The following is a 15,568-nucleotide window of genomic DNA, read 5'->3' as shown; positions in this document are numbered from 1 at the left end:
AGGTAGCGCGTCCAGTCGCCCTCGCCGGTCCAGCCGGGGACGGGGAGCACGCCGTCGCCGGAGCGGCGAACGGGGACGCGCCCGCCCATCCAGTAGCCGAAGGCGCCGTCCGCGTCCGCGAAGACCACGTTCTGGTGCGGGCTGCGGAAGTCGCGCAGCGCGGCCAGGAACTCGCCCGCGCTGCGGGCCCGGTTCATCCCCATCAGCGCGCGGAACTCGGGCGAGGGATCGTGCGCCGTCCAGCGCATGGCCAGCACGCGCCCGGCCGCGCGCGGCTCCACGTCCGAGAGCACCGGGCCGTGGCGGCTCGCGCGGACGCGCTGCACCACGGGACGCTCGCCCTTGACGCGGATGGTCTCCTCGCGCACGGCGAAGCGCTCCCACCCGGCGGGGGTGCGGTAGCGGCCACCGTCGCGCGGGTCGGTCTGCTCCACGTAGAAGTCCACGTCGTCCACCATGGCGTTGGTGTAGCCCCACGCAATCCGGTCGCTGTGGCCCACGACGACGATGGGGACGCCGGGGAGCATCATCCCCGTGATGTTGAAGCCGCCGCCGTGCAGGGCCGCCAGGTACCAGAGCGAGGGCGCGCGCAGCCCCAGGTGCATGTCGTTGGCCACGATGGGCTTGCCCGACCGCGTACGCGACCCGCCGATGACCCAGCCGTTGCTGGCGCGGGTGGTGGAAACGGCGTCCAGCGCCTGCAGCGCGAGCGCCGGCGCCTCCGGCACGGGCACGTGACCCTCCACGCGCGCCGCGGTGGGACGGGGCGCAGGCACGGGTGTGGCGGACCGGCCGCGCCACTGCGCGTCGCCGCCCAGGATGGTGAGGCCGGAATCCGGGTACGCGGGAATCAGGTCGCGGCCCAGCTCCTCGCCCACGGCGTCCAGCGCGCGCTGCACGATGAGCCCCGTTTCCCAGTCCGCCAGGTCCCACGCCATGATCTTGCCCAGCGACAGGCTGTTGCGCACGGTCCACGGCTCGGGGCTGAAGCGGAGCGTGACAAACTCCGGCGGCAGCGGGCCGGGATGGCCGCGGATCCACGCGTTCACGCCGTCCGCGTACGCCTGCAGCAGCCGCCGCTCCTCCGGCGCGAGGCGGCGCTCGTTCTCCGCGGCCGCGCGCCCCATCCCCACGGTGCGGAGAAAGCGGTCGGTCTTGAGCAGCGGCTCGCCCAGGATCTCGGCAAGGCGGCCGTCCGCCACGCGGCGGAACATCTCCATCTGAAACAGCCGGTCCTGCGCGTGCACGTAGCCGATGGCGCGGAACAGGTCCGCGTCGGTGCGCGCCCACACGTGCGGAACGCCCAGCGAGTCGCGCCACACCTCCACCGGCGCGGACAGGCCGGCGATCGCCGCGCCGCGCGTGGGGTCCGCCTGCGAGCGCCCCAGCCACCAGCGCCCGCCCCCCGCGATCACGCCCAGGAGAAACACGAGGGCCAGCAGGGCGATCCCGATCTTTTTCAGCATGGAACGGATGAGTGGGGTGCCGCGAAAAGGGTGGGCCTCACGCAGAGGCGCGGAGAGAACGGACCGGCGAGCGGCCGGAGCGCCGTGGTCACTCCGGGGCCACGGGTCGCGGCGGCGTGACCGTGGGATGGTGCGGATCAAAGAAGCCGTTCAGCCGCCGCCAGCCGATGAACTCGGTGTGCTCCACGTAGTAGCGGTTCAGCGTGGTCTTGCGCCAGAAGCGCGTGCTGCTGGGGATGAGCACCCGCGACAGGGCGGGGTAGGGTGGCAGGTAGATGGCCTCGCCGCCCGCGTCCTCGTCCGGCGCGGGAGTGCGAAAGGCCCACCGCGCCGAGGCAAGCGTCCCGTCCGCGTGGATGGCGAGCGTGCCCTGCACCTGGCCGAACTCGCCCATCCGCTCGCGGGGGCAGAAGCTGATCACCGTCTGCTCCGGCCCCGTGCTCACGATGGCGAGCGTGTGGCGCGCGGCGAAGCTGTCGCGCGTCCAGTGCTGCATTTCCACGCCGTCCAGCGAGGGGTAGTGCCAGAACGCCGTCCGTTCGCCGCCGCCGCCGCCGTTGCCCATGGCCCGCGCGCCGTAGCCCCCGCGCCTCCCCAGATTTTCCAGCGCGGCTACGTGGCTTTCGCTCATGTCCGTGGCGTACACCCACTGCGGATGCCGGGGCGCAAAATCCGCCGCCTCGATCTGCGCGCGCGGCACGGCGCCGGACTGGTGTTCCGCGAGCCCGAACAGGTCGAGGGAGTCGGCGCCCTGCCAGTAGTGGCCGCGCATGCGGGTCCAGAGCGCGCGGGCGGCGGGGTCCTCGCGGTTGGGGCAGAGCCGCCGGGTGCCGGTGGCCCGGATGGGCGCGAGCACCACAGACGCAACCTCCATCCGCACCGTCACCGCCGTATCCGCCGAGGCCAAGTCCACGATCCGCGTGCGCATCCCGATCCGCCGCACGCTGAGCGACGTGGGCACCCGCGGGGTGCGCTGCACCAGGAACGCGCCCGCCGCGTTCGTCTGCGCGCCGCCGATGCGGTCCGGCCCGGCCCACACATCCACCGTGGCATCCGCGACCGGCTGCCCGGAGGCATCCACCACCGTTCCGCGCAGCTGCGCCCGGGCCGCATCCACGACGAACAGCACCAGCAGCGCGGGCAGGATCCGGCAGATCAACTTCAGCATCGGGAGGAGTGCAAGGGGAGGGAACGCGGTCAGCCGACGGCGGTTCGGATGGCGGCTACCATCAGACCTACCACCATGGCGAACAGTACGAGGACCCAGAAGTAGGCGAACAGCACGGCCGCGCGGGCCGCGGCGGCCCCCGCCCGCTGCGGATACGCCTGCCGCAGCGCGAGTACCAGGTAGGCGTAGATGCCCAGCATGGCCACGTTCCAAAGCCAGGCCGCGCGCACCACCACGGGGACGGAGAACGCCAGGAACACGAACGCAAGGTAGTGGAAGCTGAACGCCAGGTGCTGCATGTAGTACGGATGCCGCCGCCGGTGCAGCCCCCACACGCCGATGGTAAAGAAGGGCACCACGCCCAGCAGCAGCGCCGGAAGCATGTCGGCGATGGCGCGGTTCATGGCCTCGGCGCGCTGCGCTTCCATGTCCTGCACGCCCAGCGACGCCGTCGTGACCGGGTCCAGCAGGTTGACGAGCAGGAAAAAGACGACGCTCACCAGAAAGTACAGGCGCCAGGGGAGCAGCCACGCCACCCGCCGCCCAGCCTGAAACTCACGGGTCAGAAGGCCCGGCCGGCGCACCAGCACCCACAGGCTGCGCGGCACCTTGTCGTCCCACCACTCGAACAGCGTGTTCATCCCGTCCGCCAGGTACGCGCGAACGGGCATGGGGCCCTCCACGTGCTCCTGCCCGCACTGGGCGCAGAAGGGACCGTGCAGGGCGGCGTGGCAGTTCAGGCAGTGCGGGGCGGGGATTTCAGCGGCCGCCGGCAGGGCGGGCGCGGACTCGATCGGCTCCGGAGCCGCCGGCGCGGGCACGGCGTGCGACACCTCTGGTCCTGTTCCGTAGAGGGGTGATTCACAGGCACGTCTCCTCAACTCTCCGGGGGACGGGTGCCCGCCGTCGTGCACCGAGCCGGGTCGCGGCGCGACTGGCGGCGTGTACGCGCGGCGGCCGTTGCCGGATGCGGGGAAGCGGGACGGGGACTGCCCGGGAGGATCGGTGGTTGATATAGCGGGCGCCCGGCCGGCTCACAAGACGGGCAGGTGGAGCTGAACGCCCGCCGCGCGTTCAGGGCTGGCGAACGGGGGGTAGGACGTGGAAGGTACCGCTCTCCGGGGTCGGCGCCACGTCTCGGTCCCGCTTCAGTCTTTGGTTGGCGGACGTGGGGATGACAAGTTGTTGCACCACAAATGGTTGGGTGCGCAATCGCTGTCATCCTGAGCGAAGCGCGGGCCGAACCGTCAGCTGCTCCGGATTCTGGCGCGGAGTCGAAGGATCTACTTGCCGCCGAGCCAATGTCGCGACACGCACGCCCGTTCTCGCAGGCATGGCAGATCCTTCGTCGGCGCCAGATTGCCGTCTCGCTGCAAGTGCCCCCCGGCGCCTCCTCAGAATGACAAGTTGTTGCGCAGAAGCGAGTTAGGAGCGAAAAGCCTGTCATCCTGAGCGGAGCGCTGCGCCGTTGCTTCCGCCGCGCCGAACCGTGGCGCGGAGTCGAAGGATCTACTTGCCGCCGAGCCAACGTCGCGACGCGCACGCCCGTTCTCGCAGACATAGCAGATCCTTCGTCGGCGCCGGAGTGCCGTGCCGGTGCAAGTGCCTCCGGCGCCTCCTCAGGATGACAAATCAATGCGCCACAGCGAGTTAGGCGCATGAGGATCTGTCATCCCGAGCGGTGACGAGTTCTTGCGCTCCAACAAGTCAGGGGCACAGAGCCGCTCGCCGAAGTGCACGTTCCCCGTCGCGCTCGACGAGGAAGCATCACAACCCGGCGCGGTCAGCCTTCGGCGCGCACCAGGGTGCCGAAGCCGTAGCGCCAGCCGAAGCGGCCGATCATCTCCAGCATGCGCACGACGGGGAGTCCCATGACCGCGAAATAGTCGCCCTCGATCCCCTCCACCAGCGCCGACCCAAAACCCTGGATGCCGTACGCGCCGGCCTTGTCCATAGGCTCGCCCGTGGCCACGTACTCGCGGCAGGCGGCCTCGTCCAGCGTGCGAAAGCGCACCTTCACCCGTTCCAGCCCGCTTTCCACGCGCTTGCCCAACGCCACCGCCACGCCCGTGCACACCTCGTGTTCGCGGCCGGAAAGGCGCATCAGCATCTCCACCGCGTGCTCCACGTCGCGCGGCTTGCCCAGCACGTCGCCATCGATCACGACGATGGTGTCCGAGCCCACTACCAGCGCCTCCGGCCGCTCCGCGCCGATCTTCTGCGCCTTTTCGCGCGACAGGCGTTCCGCGTGCTGCGGCGGGGTTTCGCCGGCAAAGTAGCTTTCGTCGATGTCCGCCGGGATCGTCTCGAAGTGCAGCCCCAGGCGGCCGATGAGTTCGGCGCGGCGGGGCGACTGCGAGGCGAGCACCAGCGGGGGCGGAGTGGGCGATCCGGTCATCGGTCAGGGCGGCTCGGGTCAGCGGTCGGGGACAAAGGCGGCCTGCGCAACGCCTTCGTCCATCAGCAGATAGCCATCATCGGTCAGCAGCAGGGGAGATCGCTCGCCCCCGCCGGCATCCATCCATGCGCGTCCATTCTCCACCACGACAATGGCGTGCAGCTCCATGGTGGCGCCGCGGTCGCGCATGGCGTACAGCACCTCGCCGCCGGGCGTGATGGTGAGCGTCACGTCGCCGAACTCCTCCCGCAGTTCCGGGCGGGCGGGGTCCAGCCTCCAGGTTCCCGCCAGCGCGAGGATCATCGCCGCCGCTCGGTCCGGCATGGCTCAGCGCTCCAGGACGAGGGTCACGGGCCCGTCGTTCACCAGTTCCACCTGCATGTTCGCGCCGAACTCGCCCGTCTGCACGTCCCGCCCGCCGGCGCGGAGCAGATGGACAAAGCGCTCGTACAGCGGGATGGCGATTTCGGGCGGCGCCGCCTCCACAAAGCTGGGCCGGCGACCCTTGCGCGCGTCGCCGTACAACGTGAACTGCGAGACGACGAGCAACGCCCCGTTCACGTCATCAAGCGAGCGGTTCATCTTGCCGTCGTCATCGGGAAAGATGCGCAGGCCGGTCACCTTTTCCGCCATCCACGCCAGCGTTTCCTCCGTATCCTCCGCGCGGAAGCCGGCGAGGAGCAGCAGCCCCGCGCCGATCTGGCCGGTGACGCGGTCGTTCACGGTGACGCGGGCGCGGCTGACGCGCTGGAGTACGATGCGCATGGGCGTGGGCGGAGGTTGGTGCGGCGGCGAAGATAGGGCGGGGGAAGGGGATAGGGAATAGGGCGAACGGCAGGGAATAGGGAATAGGGAATAGGGAATAGGAACGGCAACCGCATTCTTAGGGGAATGTCCCGGAAGCTCGCCGATGCTTCCGACGCGTCGTAGTGCCGCCGCGTCCTCCGCGTGAGGGCAGTCGGCGTGATCGGAGCAGCACGCGTCTGGCGGATGAGCAAACGCGAAGTTAGCGTGCCGATCCACGCATCCACCCAACCAGCGGCCGCGATCCATGATCCTCGCCATCGACCAGGGTACCACCGGCACCACCTGCCTCGTGCTGGACCGCGAAGGAAAGGTGCAAGGGCGCGCATACAGCGAGTTTACGCAGCACTTTCCGCGGCCGGGATGGGTGGAGCACGACGCCGCGGAGATCTGGACGGTTACGAAGCGCGTGGCGCACGTGGCCGCCGCGCACGCCGGGGTGGGGCTGCACGGGATCACGGGAATCGGCATCACCAACCAGCGCGAAACCATCGTCGTGTGGGACCGCGCCACGGGGCAGCCCATCCACCACGCGCTGGTGTGGCAGGACGGGCGCACGGCCGACGTATGCCGCACCCTGCGCGACGCGGGGCACCAGGACGCCGTCCGCGCGCGCACGGGGCTGGTGATCGACCCCTACTTCAGCGCCACCAAGCTCGCGTGGCTGCTGGACAACGTTCCCGGGGCGCGCGCCCGGGCCGAGGCGGGAGAGCTGGCGGCGGGCACCATCGACAGCTGGCTGGTGTGGAACCTCACCGGCGGCCGCCTGCACCTGACGGATCCCACCAACGCCTCGCGCACGCTGCTGTACGATCTGCGGACGGGAGCGTGGGATGAGGAGATGCTGTCGCTCTTCGGCGTCCCGGCGGCGGTCCTTCCCGAGATCCGCGCGAGTTCGGACGTCTACGGGACGACGGATGGGGAAACGTTCGGCGAGGAACTGCCCGTGGCGGGGATCGCGGGGGACCAGCAGTCCGCCCTTTTCGGACACGGGTGCTGGACGGCGGGGGAGGGCAAGAACACCTACGGCACGGGCGCGTTTCTGCTCGTCCACACCGGCGACCGCCCGGTTCCGTCGCGCCACGGCCTGCTGACCACGGCCGCGTGCGGCCCGCGCGGGGAGCGGGCGTTCGCGCTGGAGGGCTCCATCTTCATCGCGGGCGCGGCGGTGCAGTGGCTCCGGGACGGGCTGGGGATCGTGGCCGACGCCGCGCAGACGGAGGCGCTGGCGCGCTCGCTGGCCGGCAACGACGGCGTGTTCTTTGTCCCCGCATTCACGGGGCTGGGCGCGCCACACTGGGAGCCGGAGGCGCGCGGCACAATTCTGGGCCTCACGCGCGGCACCACGCGGGCGCACCTGGTGCGCGCGGCGCTGGAGGCCATGGCGTTCAGCACCCGCGACGTGGTGCAGGCCATGGAGGCCGACGCGGGCGTCACGCTCCCCGCGCTGCGCGTGGACGGCGGCGCCGCGGCCACCGACTGGATGATGCAGTTTCAGGCCGACGTGCTGGGCATCCCCGTCCGCCGCCCCGCGATGGTGGAAATGACCGCCCGCGGAGCGGCGGGGCTGGCGGGGTTGGCGACGGGGTTCTGGGCCACTCCCGAGGCGTTCCACGAGGCCCGCCCGGACGAGTCGGACTTCGAGCCCGCCGTGGACGAAGGAGGTCGCGCCGCGCTGCTGGCCGGGTGGCGCCGCGCCCTGGCCGCCGCCCGGGCATGGGCGGAGTATACGGAATAACGGTGCATGTGCGTGGCAACATGCACAACCCATCGCTGGCGGAAAAAGAAAAGGCGGGACGGGCATTGTGCCCGTCCCGCCTTCGTTTTCCCGCCGCCGCTCAGGGCTTCTTTTTCTCCAGCGCGCGCGCGTAGCGGCGGAATCCGTCCACCACGTCGTCGGCGGCCGCAAAGATGGGTCCCACGGCGACCTCCGCGTCACGGGGCAGCGCCAGTTCCAGGATCTGGATGGCGCGCTGCACGGCCTTGGCGCGCGCGTGCGTGGCGGTCTGCTGGGCGGCCACCCGGCGCTTGCGCTGCCGCGGCGCCACCGCGGACTGCAGAAAGGTGCGCCCCGCATCGGTGACCGTCACGTGCCCGTTGTGCTCCGTGATGCACTCGCGCGACTTGAGCGCGCGAATGATGCGGCCGTCCAGATCGGCCGAGGACACGGGGCCGGTCTGGCGGACCAGATAGCGCAGAAGATCGACTTGTTTTTCGTTCAGAGGCTGTGACATGGACGGAAAGATTGTGCTCTCCGCCCCGTGAACGCAAGGGTTTCTCAACATCTTTTTGTAACGCGCACTGAAAAATGGATTATTCGATATATTTTGCGACACGGACGCGACAATGTGTACCTCCCGGAACGGGTCCGGCCCACGATCCCCGTGAACGTGGCGGGGATCGCGGGCCGGAATGCACGCGGGGCGGACTATTCGCCGCGCATGGATTCCGGGTCCACGCCTTCGCGCGCGCACCAGTCCAGGTACGCGGAGGGAAGAATCTCCGACGGCTTGATCTCGCTGCGGCCGCCCCAGAACACGTTGGTGTAGTCCACCTCGATGCCCGCTTCGCGCAGGTGCTCGTCGATGGCGGCCTTGTGGGCCAGCACCAGTTCCTTTTCCGTCCCGTGCGCCACGCCCATGATGTTCACCCCCGCGAACTCCGGCCCGCCTTCGCGCCAGTACGCGTGGGTCATGATGTAGTGGCGCCCCACCTCGCGGCCGGCATCCATCTCCCGCCCGGCAGGAACGCGCCAGTGAAAGAGCGCGTTGTACCGCGTGACCCGCGTGCCCGCGGCGGAGGGCTTCACGTGCTCCAGAAAGGTGCTGAACCGGCCCACCACGCCGCGCTCGTTCAATCCCCGCGCGACCTCCAGGAACTGCTCCAGCGGCACGCCGGCCTCGGCGGCGCGCGCCTCCCACGGGTGCTCCACGATTTCATCGATCTCGAACTCGCGCTTGAGCGGCCCCAGCACGCGCCACTCCAGCTCCGACAGTTCCACGACGGCCGTGTTCTGCACGTGGCCCAGCTCGTCGCTGCGCGCGCCCGGCTCCATGCCGCGGCGGCGGACGTGGCCCACGCCCAGGGTAAACACCGCGTTGGCGGGCATCAGCCGGAACGAGTGCGCGCCCACCTTGGCCTGCAGGTACTCCGCGTGTTTCCGCAGCGAAAAACCCTGTGGAACCTTGAGCGTGGTCCACAGGCGGTACTTGCTCCCGGGCGTCTCCGCGTCGGTGGAGCGGATGACCACGTGTCCGGAAAAGGGATCCTGCTGGAACATGTAGGTAAACGCGGCGTCCAGCTGGTCCGCGTCTACCTGCCACGCCACCAGCGCGCCGGGGGCCAGGTTGGTGGCCAGCATGGTCTGCCGCACGCGGCGGATGACGCCCGCCGCCAGCATGGCGCGAATCCGCTCCAGCACCGCAGGCAGTTCCACGCCCGACAGCCGGCTGATCTCGGCGAACGGCTCGGCCTGGAACCCCTGGATGCGGTCTTCGGACACCTCGAGAATGCGCGCGTTGACGGGATCGGTGGTTTCTACCGGCACCGTTCCCGCCACCGCCGCGCGGATCGTATCAGTCATCGGCTGCTCGCTTCGCACACGGACACGCGGCGCGGGGCGCGCCGCCGCGGGGACGATACGCCCGCGCACCCCGGAACAACAGAGGGAAATCCCCTACCTGCGCGGCGGTAACGGGAAAGGGGAGGCCCGGCGCCCCGGGTCCTCCCCTCCATTCACCCGCGCCAAAGGACGGTCAGCCCTCGCCCGCGCCGCCGCCGGCGGGGACCTCCGCGCCGTCCTCGCGGCGCAGGGTGAGCTTGTACGCCTCGGGCGGCGCGTTGGGCTTTACGCGCACGGACTTGGCGGGAATGCCCACGTTCACGTGGTACGGCCGCACGTCCTTGGTGGCCACCGCCATCGCCCCCACCATGGCGTTCGCGCCGACGTGCGTGCCGGCCAGCACGGTGGCGTGATAGGTGATGCGCACGCCGTCGTCGATCACGGTCTTGAGGTTGGACACATCCACCTGGTCCACGATGCTGTGCGTGTGCGAGTAGATGTTGGCGTAGTCGCTGATGGACACGCCGTTGCCCAGCACGATGCCGCCGCGGTCGTCCAGCAGCACGTTGCGGTGCACCACCACGTCGTCGCCCACCTCCATGTTGTAGCCGTAGCTGAACTCCACGTTGTGAAAGCACTTGAAGTTGCGCCCCACGCGCTTGAACAGGAACGGCGCCAGCGTGCGGCGAAACTGCACGCCCAGGTGCACGTTGCCGCCCAGCGGGCTGCGGTCGAACATCTGCCACATCCACAGCAGCGGCTTGCACTGGTTGAACTTTTCCGTGTCTACCTCGCCGTAGTATTCCGGCTCCAGCGTCACGTTGCGCGCGTCCATCTGCGCCAGCGCCACGCGCGGCGTGAGCGGCAGGGTGCACGGGTCCACGTCGCGCAGGCCGGGGTAGAACAGCCCCGTCAGCGTGCGGCGGCACAGCTCCCACCGGTCGTCGCCGCGCTCCAGCGCCGTGCGGATGTCGTCCAGCCACTCCTGGTACAGCGCCGTGGCCTCGGCCGCGGGGTCCAGCTTCTTGAGGGGATAGCGGGGCATGGTGCCTCGGCCGTCGTTTTCGTCGGGTGAGTCCGCCGCGGAAGGCGGGCGGTGACGCGCAAAATACGCTCGGCGCGGCGCGCGGCCAACGTCAGCGGAGCGCGTGCAGCCAGCGGCGGCGGGAAAGCGGCTCAAAGCCGAAGCGCTGGTACAGCCGCTCCGCGTCCGCGTGCGAGGCTTCCACCTCCAGCTCCACCGCCACGCATCCCGCCTGGCGTGCATGGTCGAGGGTGGCAGCCAGCAGCGCGCGGCCCACGCCCGCGTTGCGAAGTCCGGGGCGCACGTACAGGTCGTCCAGCCACGCCACGGCCCCGCCGTGCTCCACGCGCCAGATGAACGAGACGTTGGAGACGCCCACCATGGCGCCGTCGTGCTCCGCGCAGAGAATGAAGCCGCGGTCCGGCACGCGCAGCACGCCGTCCACCGCGAACTCCAGGTCCGCCCGGGCGATGGGGATGTCGTGCTCGCGCAGCTGCGCCTCCAGCAGATCGGACACCGCGTCCAGGTCGGCGGGGAGGGCGGGGCGGATGGCGAACGGGTCGTTGTGCATGGTCAGCGCAGCGGTAGATGGACGGCGATGGCGGAAGGGGTGAGGGCCACGGTGGCCCCTCCCGCGCCGCGGCGGTGCATCAGGCGCACGGTGCCGCGCCCGGCGAGCGTGCCGATCAGCGCGCCCGCCGCCACGTCGCTCGCCCAGTGCTTGTCTTCGTACACGCGGCTCCACCCCACGACCGCCGCCGCGCCGTACGCCGCGGCGGTCACCCAGGGCCGCCGCGCCTCTTCCGACACCGCGGAGGCGAGGGAGAACGCCACGACGGCGTGCCCGGAGGGGAACGACTGCCGGTTGTTGTCGCCGCTGAGCGCATGGAACCGGAACGGATCGTCCGTGCGGCTGGGCCGCGAGCGTCCGACGCCGTACTTCAGTACCCCGTTGGCCACCCCGCCCGCCGCGAGCCCCGCGCCCACGTGCAGGGCCGCGTCCGCGACGGGCCGGTTGCCGCTGATGCGAGCGGCGCCCCAGGTGGCGCCCAGCAGCGCCGCGCTCCACTGCGGCCGGCCGCCGTAGTTCGCCGCGTCGGAGAGCCCTTCCCACCGCGTGCCGCCGCCGTCGGGAACGGTGGATTCCAGCGTGCGGTCCAGCAGCAGCGCCCCGCCGAGCAGCACCACCCCCGCCGCTGCCTCCCGGCGCGACGGCCACACGTCCTGCCCCGCCGCGGGGCGGGGCAGCGCGGCGGCCAGGGCGAGCAGGGGCAGGGCGAGGCGGAGGGGGAGCATGGAGGGGGAGGGGAAGTGCGGAGTGCTGAGTGCGGAGTGCGGGTACGGCAGTACGAAAGTACGAAAGTACGAAAGTACGAAAGTACGAAAGTACGAAAGTGGGCGCGGGTTGGCGACCAGGGGGGTGCATCGGGTGTTGCCCTCACCCGGCCGCGCTGAGACGCGTCCACCCTCTCCCACGAACGGATGTGGGAGAGGGGGCACACGGCAACGGCACTCCGGCGCGATGCGGACAGGTCGGCGCGGCGGGAGTGAGGCCCCCATCACCAGCCCTTCCCCGAGAAGGCCTGGGGGAAGTGAGACCGCAGCGCGAAGGCGGCGTTCGGCGCCGAGCTCATCGCCGGCGCAGGTGCAGCCTCACGGCAGTATCGTGAGGCTTTCAGCCGTTGTTGCGGCGACTTCAGTCGCTCAGTCGTATCCGGCGGCGCCGAGCCCGGCCATCCACACCGGCATCCGCCGCCCCGGCAACCCTCCCCCAGTCTGTTTTGGGGGAGGGTGGGCCGATCGTGCCGGCCCGGGTGGGGGCCGCTGTGCAGCCCGCGCCCCCACATCCCACTCCCGCACTCACGCACTCAGCACTTCTTTTTCCCCCTCCCGCCACGCAGATTCCGAAACCCCGGCCCGCCCCCGCGCGTACGGCCCCGGATTCGCGGCAGTGCGCACGAGCACCGTCGCCCGGTTCACCTGGAAGGCCAGCCATCCCATGTCCGTGATGCACGACGTTCTGCGCGATCGCGTGATGCGCCACCTGGAAGCGCTCCCCGAAGAGCAGCTGTACCAGGTGATGGACTACATCGAGTTCCTGTCTTCCAAGTACAACCGCTCCGTCCGCACCCCCAACGGAATTCAGCGCTTCGGCGAACTGCTGGAAGACAAGATGCGGCAGCAGGGGCTGGCCTTCGGCACCATCCGCGGCGCGCTGGGCGTGGTGGGAACGGCCGGGCGCGTGGTGTCGGGGATCACCGACGCGGGGCGCTCCGTGATCAGCGAGGTGGGCAACGTGGTGTCGGCCGCGACGGGGCCGGAGACGCCGCCGCCGCCCCCCGCCACGCCCGCGGCTCCTGCGCAGGTGCCCGCGGCAAACGAGGGCGGAGGCATCTTCGGAACGGCCGGACGCCTGCTCTCCGGGCTTACGGAAGCGGGCAAGACGGTGCTCGGCGAAGTGGGTGGCGTGGTTCTTCCTAACGGAACGCGGGACGATCCCAACGGCGCTCCCCCGGCCGCGCCGCCATCGCGCCAGCCGGACGGGGATCCAAAGAGCGGGCCGCCCGCGCCGTAGGCGGCCCAAGACCCGCACCCGAGGTACAGCGTGAGCTACAGCGACGACGATCAGCCCCGCCGCGGCACGGCCGGCCGTGACGATGATCTGGTGGGTCCCCGCCGTGGAGGCCGGGCGCGCGCCGGCGTGCAGGACGACGGCGGCTCCGACGATCTGGTCGGCCCGCGCCGGCGCAGCCGCTTTGACATGGATGACAACCAGGGCGAGGAGCGGCCCCGCCGCGGTGGGCGCGTCCGCACCGGAGTGCAGGCCGCGCAGTCGCTCCCCACGCTGGTGCGCGACATCCCCAACTTCATTCGCCTGGCGGGCGGGCTGGCGCTGGACCGCCGCGTGAACGCGGCCGACAAGGCCATCGTGGCGGCCTCCATTGCCTACTTCTTTTCGCCCGTGGACCTGATCCCCGAGGCGATCCTGCCGGTGATCGGCAGCGTGGAAGACGTGTACCTCCTAATGCTGGCGCTCGCCCGGCTGGTGCACAATACGGATACGGACGTGCTGCTGGACCACTGGCACGGCGATCCCGACAGCCTGGAGCAGGCGCTGACGGCGCTGGACAACGTGAGCGCCATGATCCCCGGCCCGCTGCGCATGCTGCTCGGCGCCGGCCGCTGATGCGCCGCTGAAGAACCGAAACGCCGCCCGGCCCGCGCCGGGCGGCGTTTTCCATTGGGGTACGGAGAGGCAGGGCAGATTGACGGGTGAACGGCGAGGTGTGGCGCGGCGGCTGGGGCCCTCACCCGGCCGCGCTGAGACGCGTCCACCCTCTCCCACGAACAGATGTGGGAGAGGGGGCACAACCCAACGGCGCCCCTCCCCCGGCCCCCCCCCGTGCAAACTGCCGCACGGAGAGGGGAGCGTTTCGGCGAAGGGCGGAGGAAGGCGTGCGCCGCCCGGTCCGGTGCGAGTCGGTGCAGGCGGAGGTCGGGGGTGCGCATGACACCTCGCCCGGCGGTTGAAACCACGCCTCGAGAAACACGAAGTCCGCCTTCGCGGACTGCATCCGCGGCTTTCGCGCGGCCGGTGCGCACCGGGCCGTCCGCCGGGTCGGTTGAAGCCCCGATCGGGACGCGTCAGCGGCCACGAGTCGGGGCTTGCCACTGTTCGAGCGGCGGATTCATCCGCTCAGGCGAGGCGGGCGGCACCGAACTCCTCGCCCGCGCCGGTGCAGCCTCACAGCAGTATCGTGAGGCTTTCAGCCGTTGTTGCGGCGACTTCAGTCGCTCAGCCGCACTCAGGCCTCAGCACTCCCGCACTCCCGCACTCACCGGAACGTCCCCGGGCTCACGCTGTACGTCCGCCGCGGTACCCCGGCGTTGTCTGCGGGGCCCCAGAGGCCCAGCTGCTCCGTCCAGGTCACCGTCTGCAGCCGCTTCCCGTTCAGCGTCAGGAAGCCCGCGGCGCGCGTCGTTACCACGCCCATCTTGCGCAGGTCCGCCAGCCCGCTGATCACCGTGGCGCCGCGCTCGGCCACGATGCGGCGCGCCGAGCCGGGGCCGATCCCCGGAACGCGCACCAGTTCCTCGTACGCGGCCGTCCTGACCTCCACGGGAAAGCGCTCCGGGTGCGCCAGCGCCCAAGATGTCTTGGGATCCGTCCCCAGCGGCAGGTTCCCCGTGTCGTCGAACACCACTTCGTCCGCGCTGAAGCCGTACTGGCGCAGCAGGTAGTCCGCCTGGTACAGCCGGTTCTCGCGCAGCACCGGCGTTTCCGGCGTGTGCTCCATCGGCGTGTCGCGGATGGGGCGAAAGGCGCTGAAATGCGCGTGGTGAATGCCGCCGCGCGCGTACAGGTCCGTCACGCGCCCCAGCAGCGCGCGATCGCTGTCGCGCGTGGCGCCGACGACGAACTGCATCGTCATTCCCGACGCGCCGCCGGGGCGCAGCGGGTCGCCGATCTTTCCGTCGCGCCGCTCCGCCCGTTCGCGGGTCACGCTCCGCCGCGCCTGCTCCAGGCTGGCCAGCGAGGTGTCCAGGTTCTTTTCCGGCGCGATCTGCACCAGCGACGATCCGCACGGCGCCTCCAGGTTCAGCGACACGCGGCTGGCCAGCGCCGTGAGCCGCTCGATCTGCGCCGTCTGCCCGCCGGGCACCATCTTGACGTGGATGTATCCCGTAAAGCGGTGCTTGTCGCGCAGCAGCTCCAGCACCTGGATCAGGTCGTCCATCACTTTCACCGGCCTGCCGGGGATGCCGGTGGTGATGAACAGGCCGCTGCACCAGCCGCGGTGGTACGCTTCCAGGAAGATGCGGACGAGCTCCTCCGGCTTGAGCAGGGTGCGCGGCATGTCGCGGTCGCGCCGCATGGGGCAGTAGTGGCAGTTGAAGCTGCACGCGTTGGTCATCAGAATGCGCATCAGCGACACCTTGCCTTTGCCCGGCACGCGCAGGTCGCGGATGTTCAGCGGGCGCAGCGCGCCGGAATCGTTGGCGTGGCGCAGCCGCGGCGGCAGCGCGGCAGGGCTCCCGGGCGCGCCGTCCCGGTCGTCCCCGGCCAGCCCGATCAGCAGCTCCAGCTTCTGGTCCAGCGTCATCGCATCCACGGCACCCCTCCTGCTTCGGCGATTGTTCGTGT

Annotated in this window: 15 protein-coding genes; 3 read left to right on the top strand and 12 right to left on the bottom strand. The window is 70.7% G+C overall.

Translation table 11 applies throughout. The features are described from left to right. From VF665_RS24025 to dtd, 6 genes are all read right to left on the bottom strand, one after another. Positions 1-1,466, bottom strand: a 1,466-nt coding sequence (locus tag VF665_RS24025) for a penicillin acylase family protein (protein WP_331056024.1), incomplete at its 3' end; no start/stop codon positions are given. A gap of 88 nt (positions 1,467-1,554) precedes the next feature. Next, positions 1,555-2,625 carry a carboxypeptidase-like regulatory domain-containing protein gene (locus tag VF665_RS24020; RefSeq protein WP_331056023.1) on the bottom strand — a complete coding sequence of 357 codons (1,071 nt, stop codon included), beginning with the start codon at positions 2,623-2,625 and terminating at the stop codon, positions 1,555-1,557. 38 nt (positions 2,626-2,663) lie between these two features. After that, complete coding sequence (locus VF665_RS24015) at positions 2,664-3,467, bottom strand: DUF3667 domain-containing protein (protein WP_331056022.1); 804 nt, start codon at positions 3,465-3,467, stop codon at positions 2,664-2,666. 950 nt (positions 3,468-4,417) lie between these two features. Continuing rightward, positions 4,418-5,032 (bottom strand): Maf family protein, encoded by a 615-nt coding sequence (locus VF665_RS24010; protein ID WP_331056021.1) that lies wholly within the window; start codon positions 5,030-5,032, stop codon positions 4,418-4,420. Positions 5,033-5,050: 18 nt separating this feature from the next. Next, the gene (locus tag VF665_RS24005) at positions 5,051-5,356 is read right to left on the bottom strand and encodes a hypothetical protein (protein ID WP_331056020.1); all 306 of its coding nucleotides are present in this window, start codon (positions 5,354-5,356) and stop codon (positions 5,051-5,053) included. Positions 5,357-5,359: 3 nt separating this feature from the next. Next, positions 5,360-5,797: a D-aminoacyl-tRNA deacylase gene (dtd, locus tag VF665_RS24000; RefSeq protein WP_331056019.1), complete on the bottom strand. Its 438-nt coding sequence runs from the start codon at positions 5,795-5,797 to the stop codon at positions 5,360-5,362. Between the two features lie 286 nt (positions 5,798-6,083). Here dtd and glpK point away from each other — a divergent pair, with 286 nt between their 5' ends. After that, positions 6,084-7,574: a glycerol kinase GlpK gene (gene glpK, locus VF665_RS23995; RefSeq protein WP_331056018.1), complete on the top strand. Its 1,491-nt coding sequence runs from the start codon at positions 6,084-6,086 to the stop codon at positions 7,572-7,574. 100 nt (positions 7,575-7,674) lie between these two features. On the opposite strand, the gene VF665_RS23990 is transcribed toward glpK, so the two are convergent. From VF665_RS23990 to VF665_RS23970, 5 genes are all read right to left on the bottom strand, one after another. Further along, positions 7,675-8,070, bottom strand: a complete 396-nt coding sequence (locus tag VF665_RS23990; protein ID WP_331056017.1) for a hypothetical protein — start codon at positions 8,068-8,070, stop codon at positions 7,675-7,677. A 194-nt stretch (positions 8,071-8,264) separates the two neighbouring features. After that, a complete protein-coding gene (locus VF665_RS23985) occupies positions 8,265-9,419 on the bottom strand; it encodes a hypothetical protein (RefSeq protein WP_331056016.1) in 1,155 nt (384 codons plus the stop codon). 172 nt (positions 9,420-9,591) lie between these two features. After that, a complete protein-coding gene (locus VF665_RS23980) occupies positions 9,592-10,443 on the bottom strand; it encodes an acyltransferase (protein ID WP_331056015.1) in 852 nt (283 codons plus the stop codon). Between the two features lie 91 nt (positions 10,444-10,534). Further along, entirely contained in the window at positions 10,535-10,993 is a 459-nt protein-coding gene (locus VF665_RS23975) for a GNAT family N-acetyltransferase (protein WP_331056014.1), read from the bottom strand. Between the two features lie 2 nt (positions 10,994-10,995). After that, positions 10,996-11,718 (bottom strand): phosphatase PAP2 family protein, encoded by a 723-nt coding sequence (locus VF665_RS23970; RefSeq protein WP_331056013.1) that lies wholly within the window; start codon positions 11,716-11,718, stop codon positions 10,996-10,998. 655 nt (positions 11,719-12,373) lie between these two features. Here VF665_RS23970 and VF665_RS23965 point away from each other — a divergent pair. Together VF665_RS23965 and VF665_RS23960 are read left to right on the top strand one after the other, a co-directional pair. Further along, positions 12,374-12,997: a hypothetical protein gene (locus VF665_RS23965; RefSeq protein ID WP_331056012.1), complete on the top strand. Its 624-nt coding sequence runs from the start codon at positions 12,374-12,376 to the stop codon at positions 12,995-12,997. A gap of 30 nt (positions 12,998-13,027) precedes the next feature. Next, positions 13,028-13,609, top strand: coding sequence for a YkvA family protein (locus VF665_RS23960; RefSeq protein WP_331056011.1), 582 nt, complete (start codon positions 13,028-13,030; stop codon positions 13,607-13,609). Positions 13,610-14,258: 649 nt separating this feature from the next. Here the strand turns inward: VF665_RS23960 and VF665_RS23955 are convergent. After that, a complete protein-coding gene (locus VF665_RS23955) occupies positions 14,259-15,527 on the bottom strand; it encodes a radical SAM protein (protein ID WP_331056025.1) in 1,269 nt (422 codons plus the stop codon). Positions 15,528-15,568 lie beyond the last annotated feature (41 nt).

Origin of the sequence: Longimicrobium sp., assembly GCF_036387355.1 — a bacterium.
In the GTDB taxonomy this organism is placed as follows: Bacteria; Gemmatimonadota; Gemmatimonadetes; order Longimicrobiales; family Longimicrobiaceae; genus Longimicrobium.
The sequence above is the reverse complement of the archived record's forward strand: the minus strand, read 5'-3'. Positions and strand labels throughout refer to the sequence as shown.

Coding starts and splice junctions, on each gene's coding strand:
- VF665_RS24010 (WP_331056021.1), bottom strand. CDS start 5,032: ATGACCGGATCGCCCACTCCGCCCCCGCTGGTGCTCGCCTCGCAGTCG.
- VF665_RS24005 (WP_331056020.1), bottom strand. CDS start 5,356: ATGCCGGACCGAGCGGCGGCGATGATCCTCGCGCTGGCGGGAACCTGG.
- dtd (WP_331056019.1), bottom strand. CDS start 5,797: ATGCGCATCGTACTCCAGCGCGTCAGCCGCGCCCGCGTCACCGTGAAC.
- glpK (WP_331056018.1), top strand. CDS start 6,084: ATGATCCTCGCCATCGACCAGGGTACCACCGGCACCACCTGCCTCGTG.
- VF665_RS23990 (WP_331056017.1), bottom strand. CDS start 8,070: ATGTCACAGCCTCTGAACGAAAAACAAGTCGATCTTCTGCGCTATCTG.
- VF665_RS23985 (WP_331056016.1), bottom strand. CDS start 9,419: ATGACTGATACGATCCGCGCGGCGGTGGCGGGAACGGTGCCGGTAGAA.
- VF665_RS23980 (WP_331056015.1), bottom strand. CDS start 10,443: ATGCCCCGCTATCCCCTCAAGAAGCTGGACCCCGCGGCCGAGGCCACG.
- VF665_RS23975 (WP_331056014.1), bottom strand. CDS start 10,993: ATGCACAACGACCCGTTCGCCATCCGCCCCGCCCTCCCCGCCGACCTG.
- VF665_RS23970 (WP_331056013.1), bottom strand. CDS start 11,718: ATGCTCCCCCTCCGCCTCGCCCTGCCCCTGCTCGCCCTGGCCGCCGCG.
- VF665_RS23955 (WP_331056025.1), bottom strand. CDS start 15,527: ATGACGCTGGACCAGAAGCTGGAGCTGCTGATCGGGCTGGCCGGGGAC.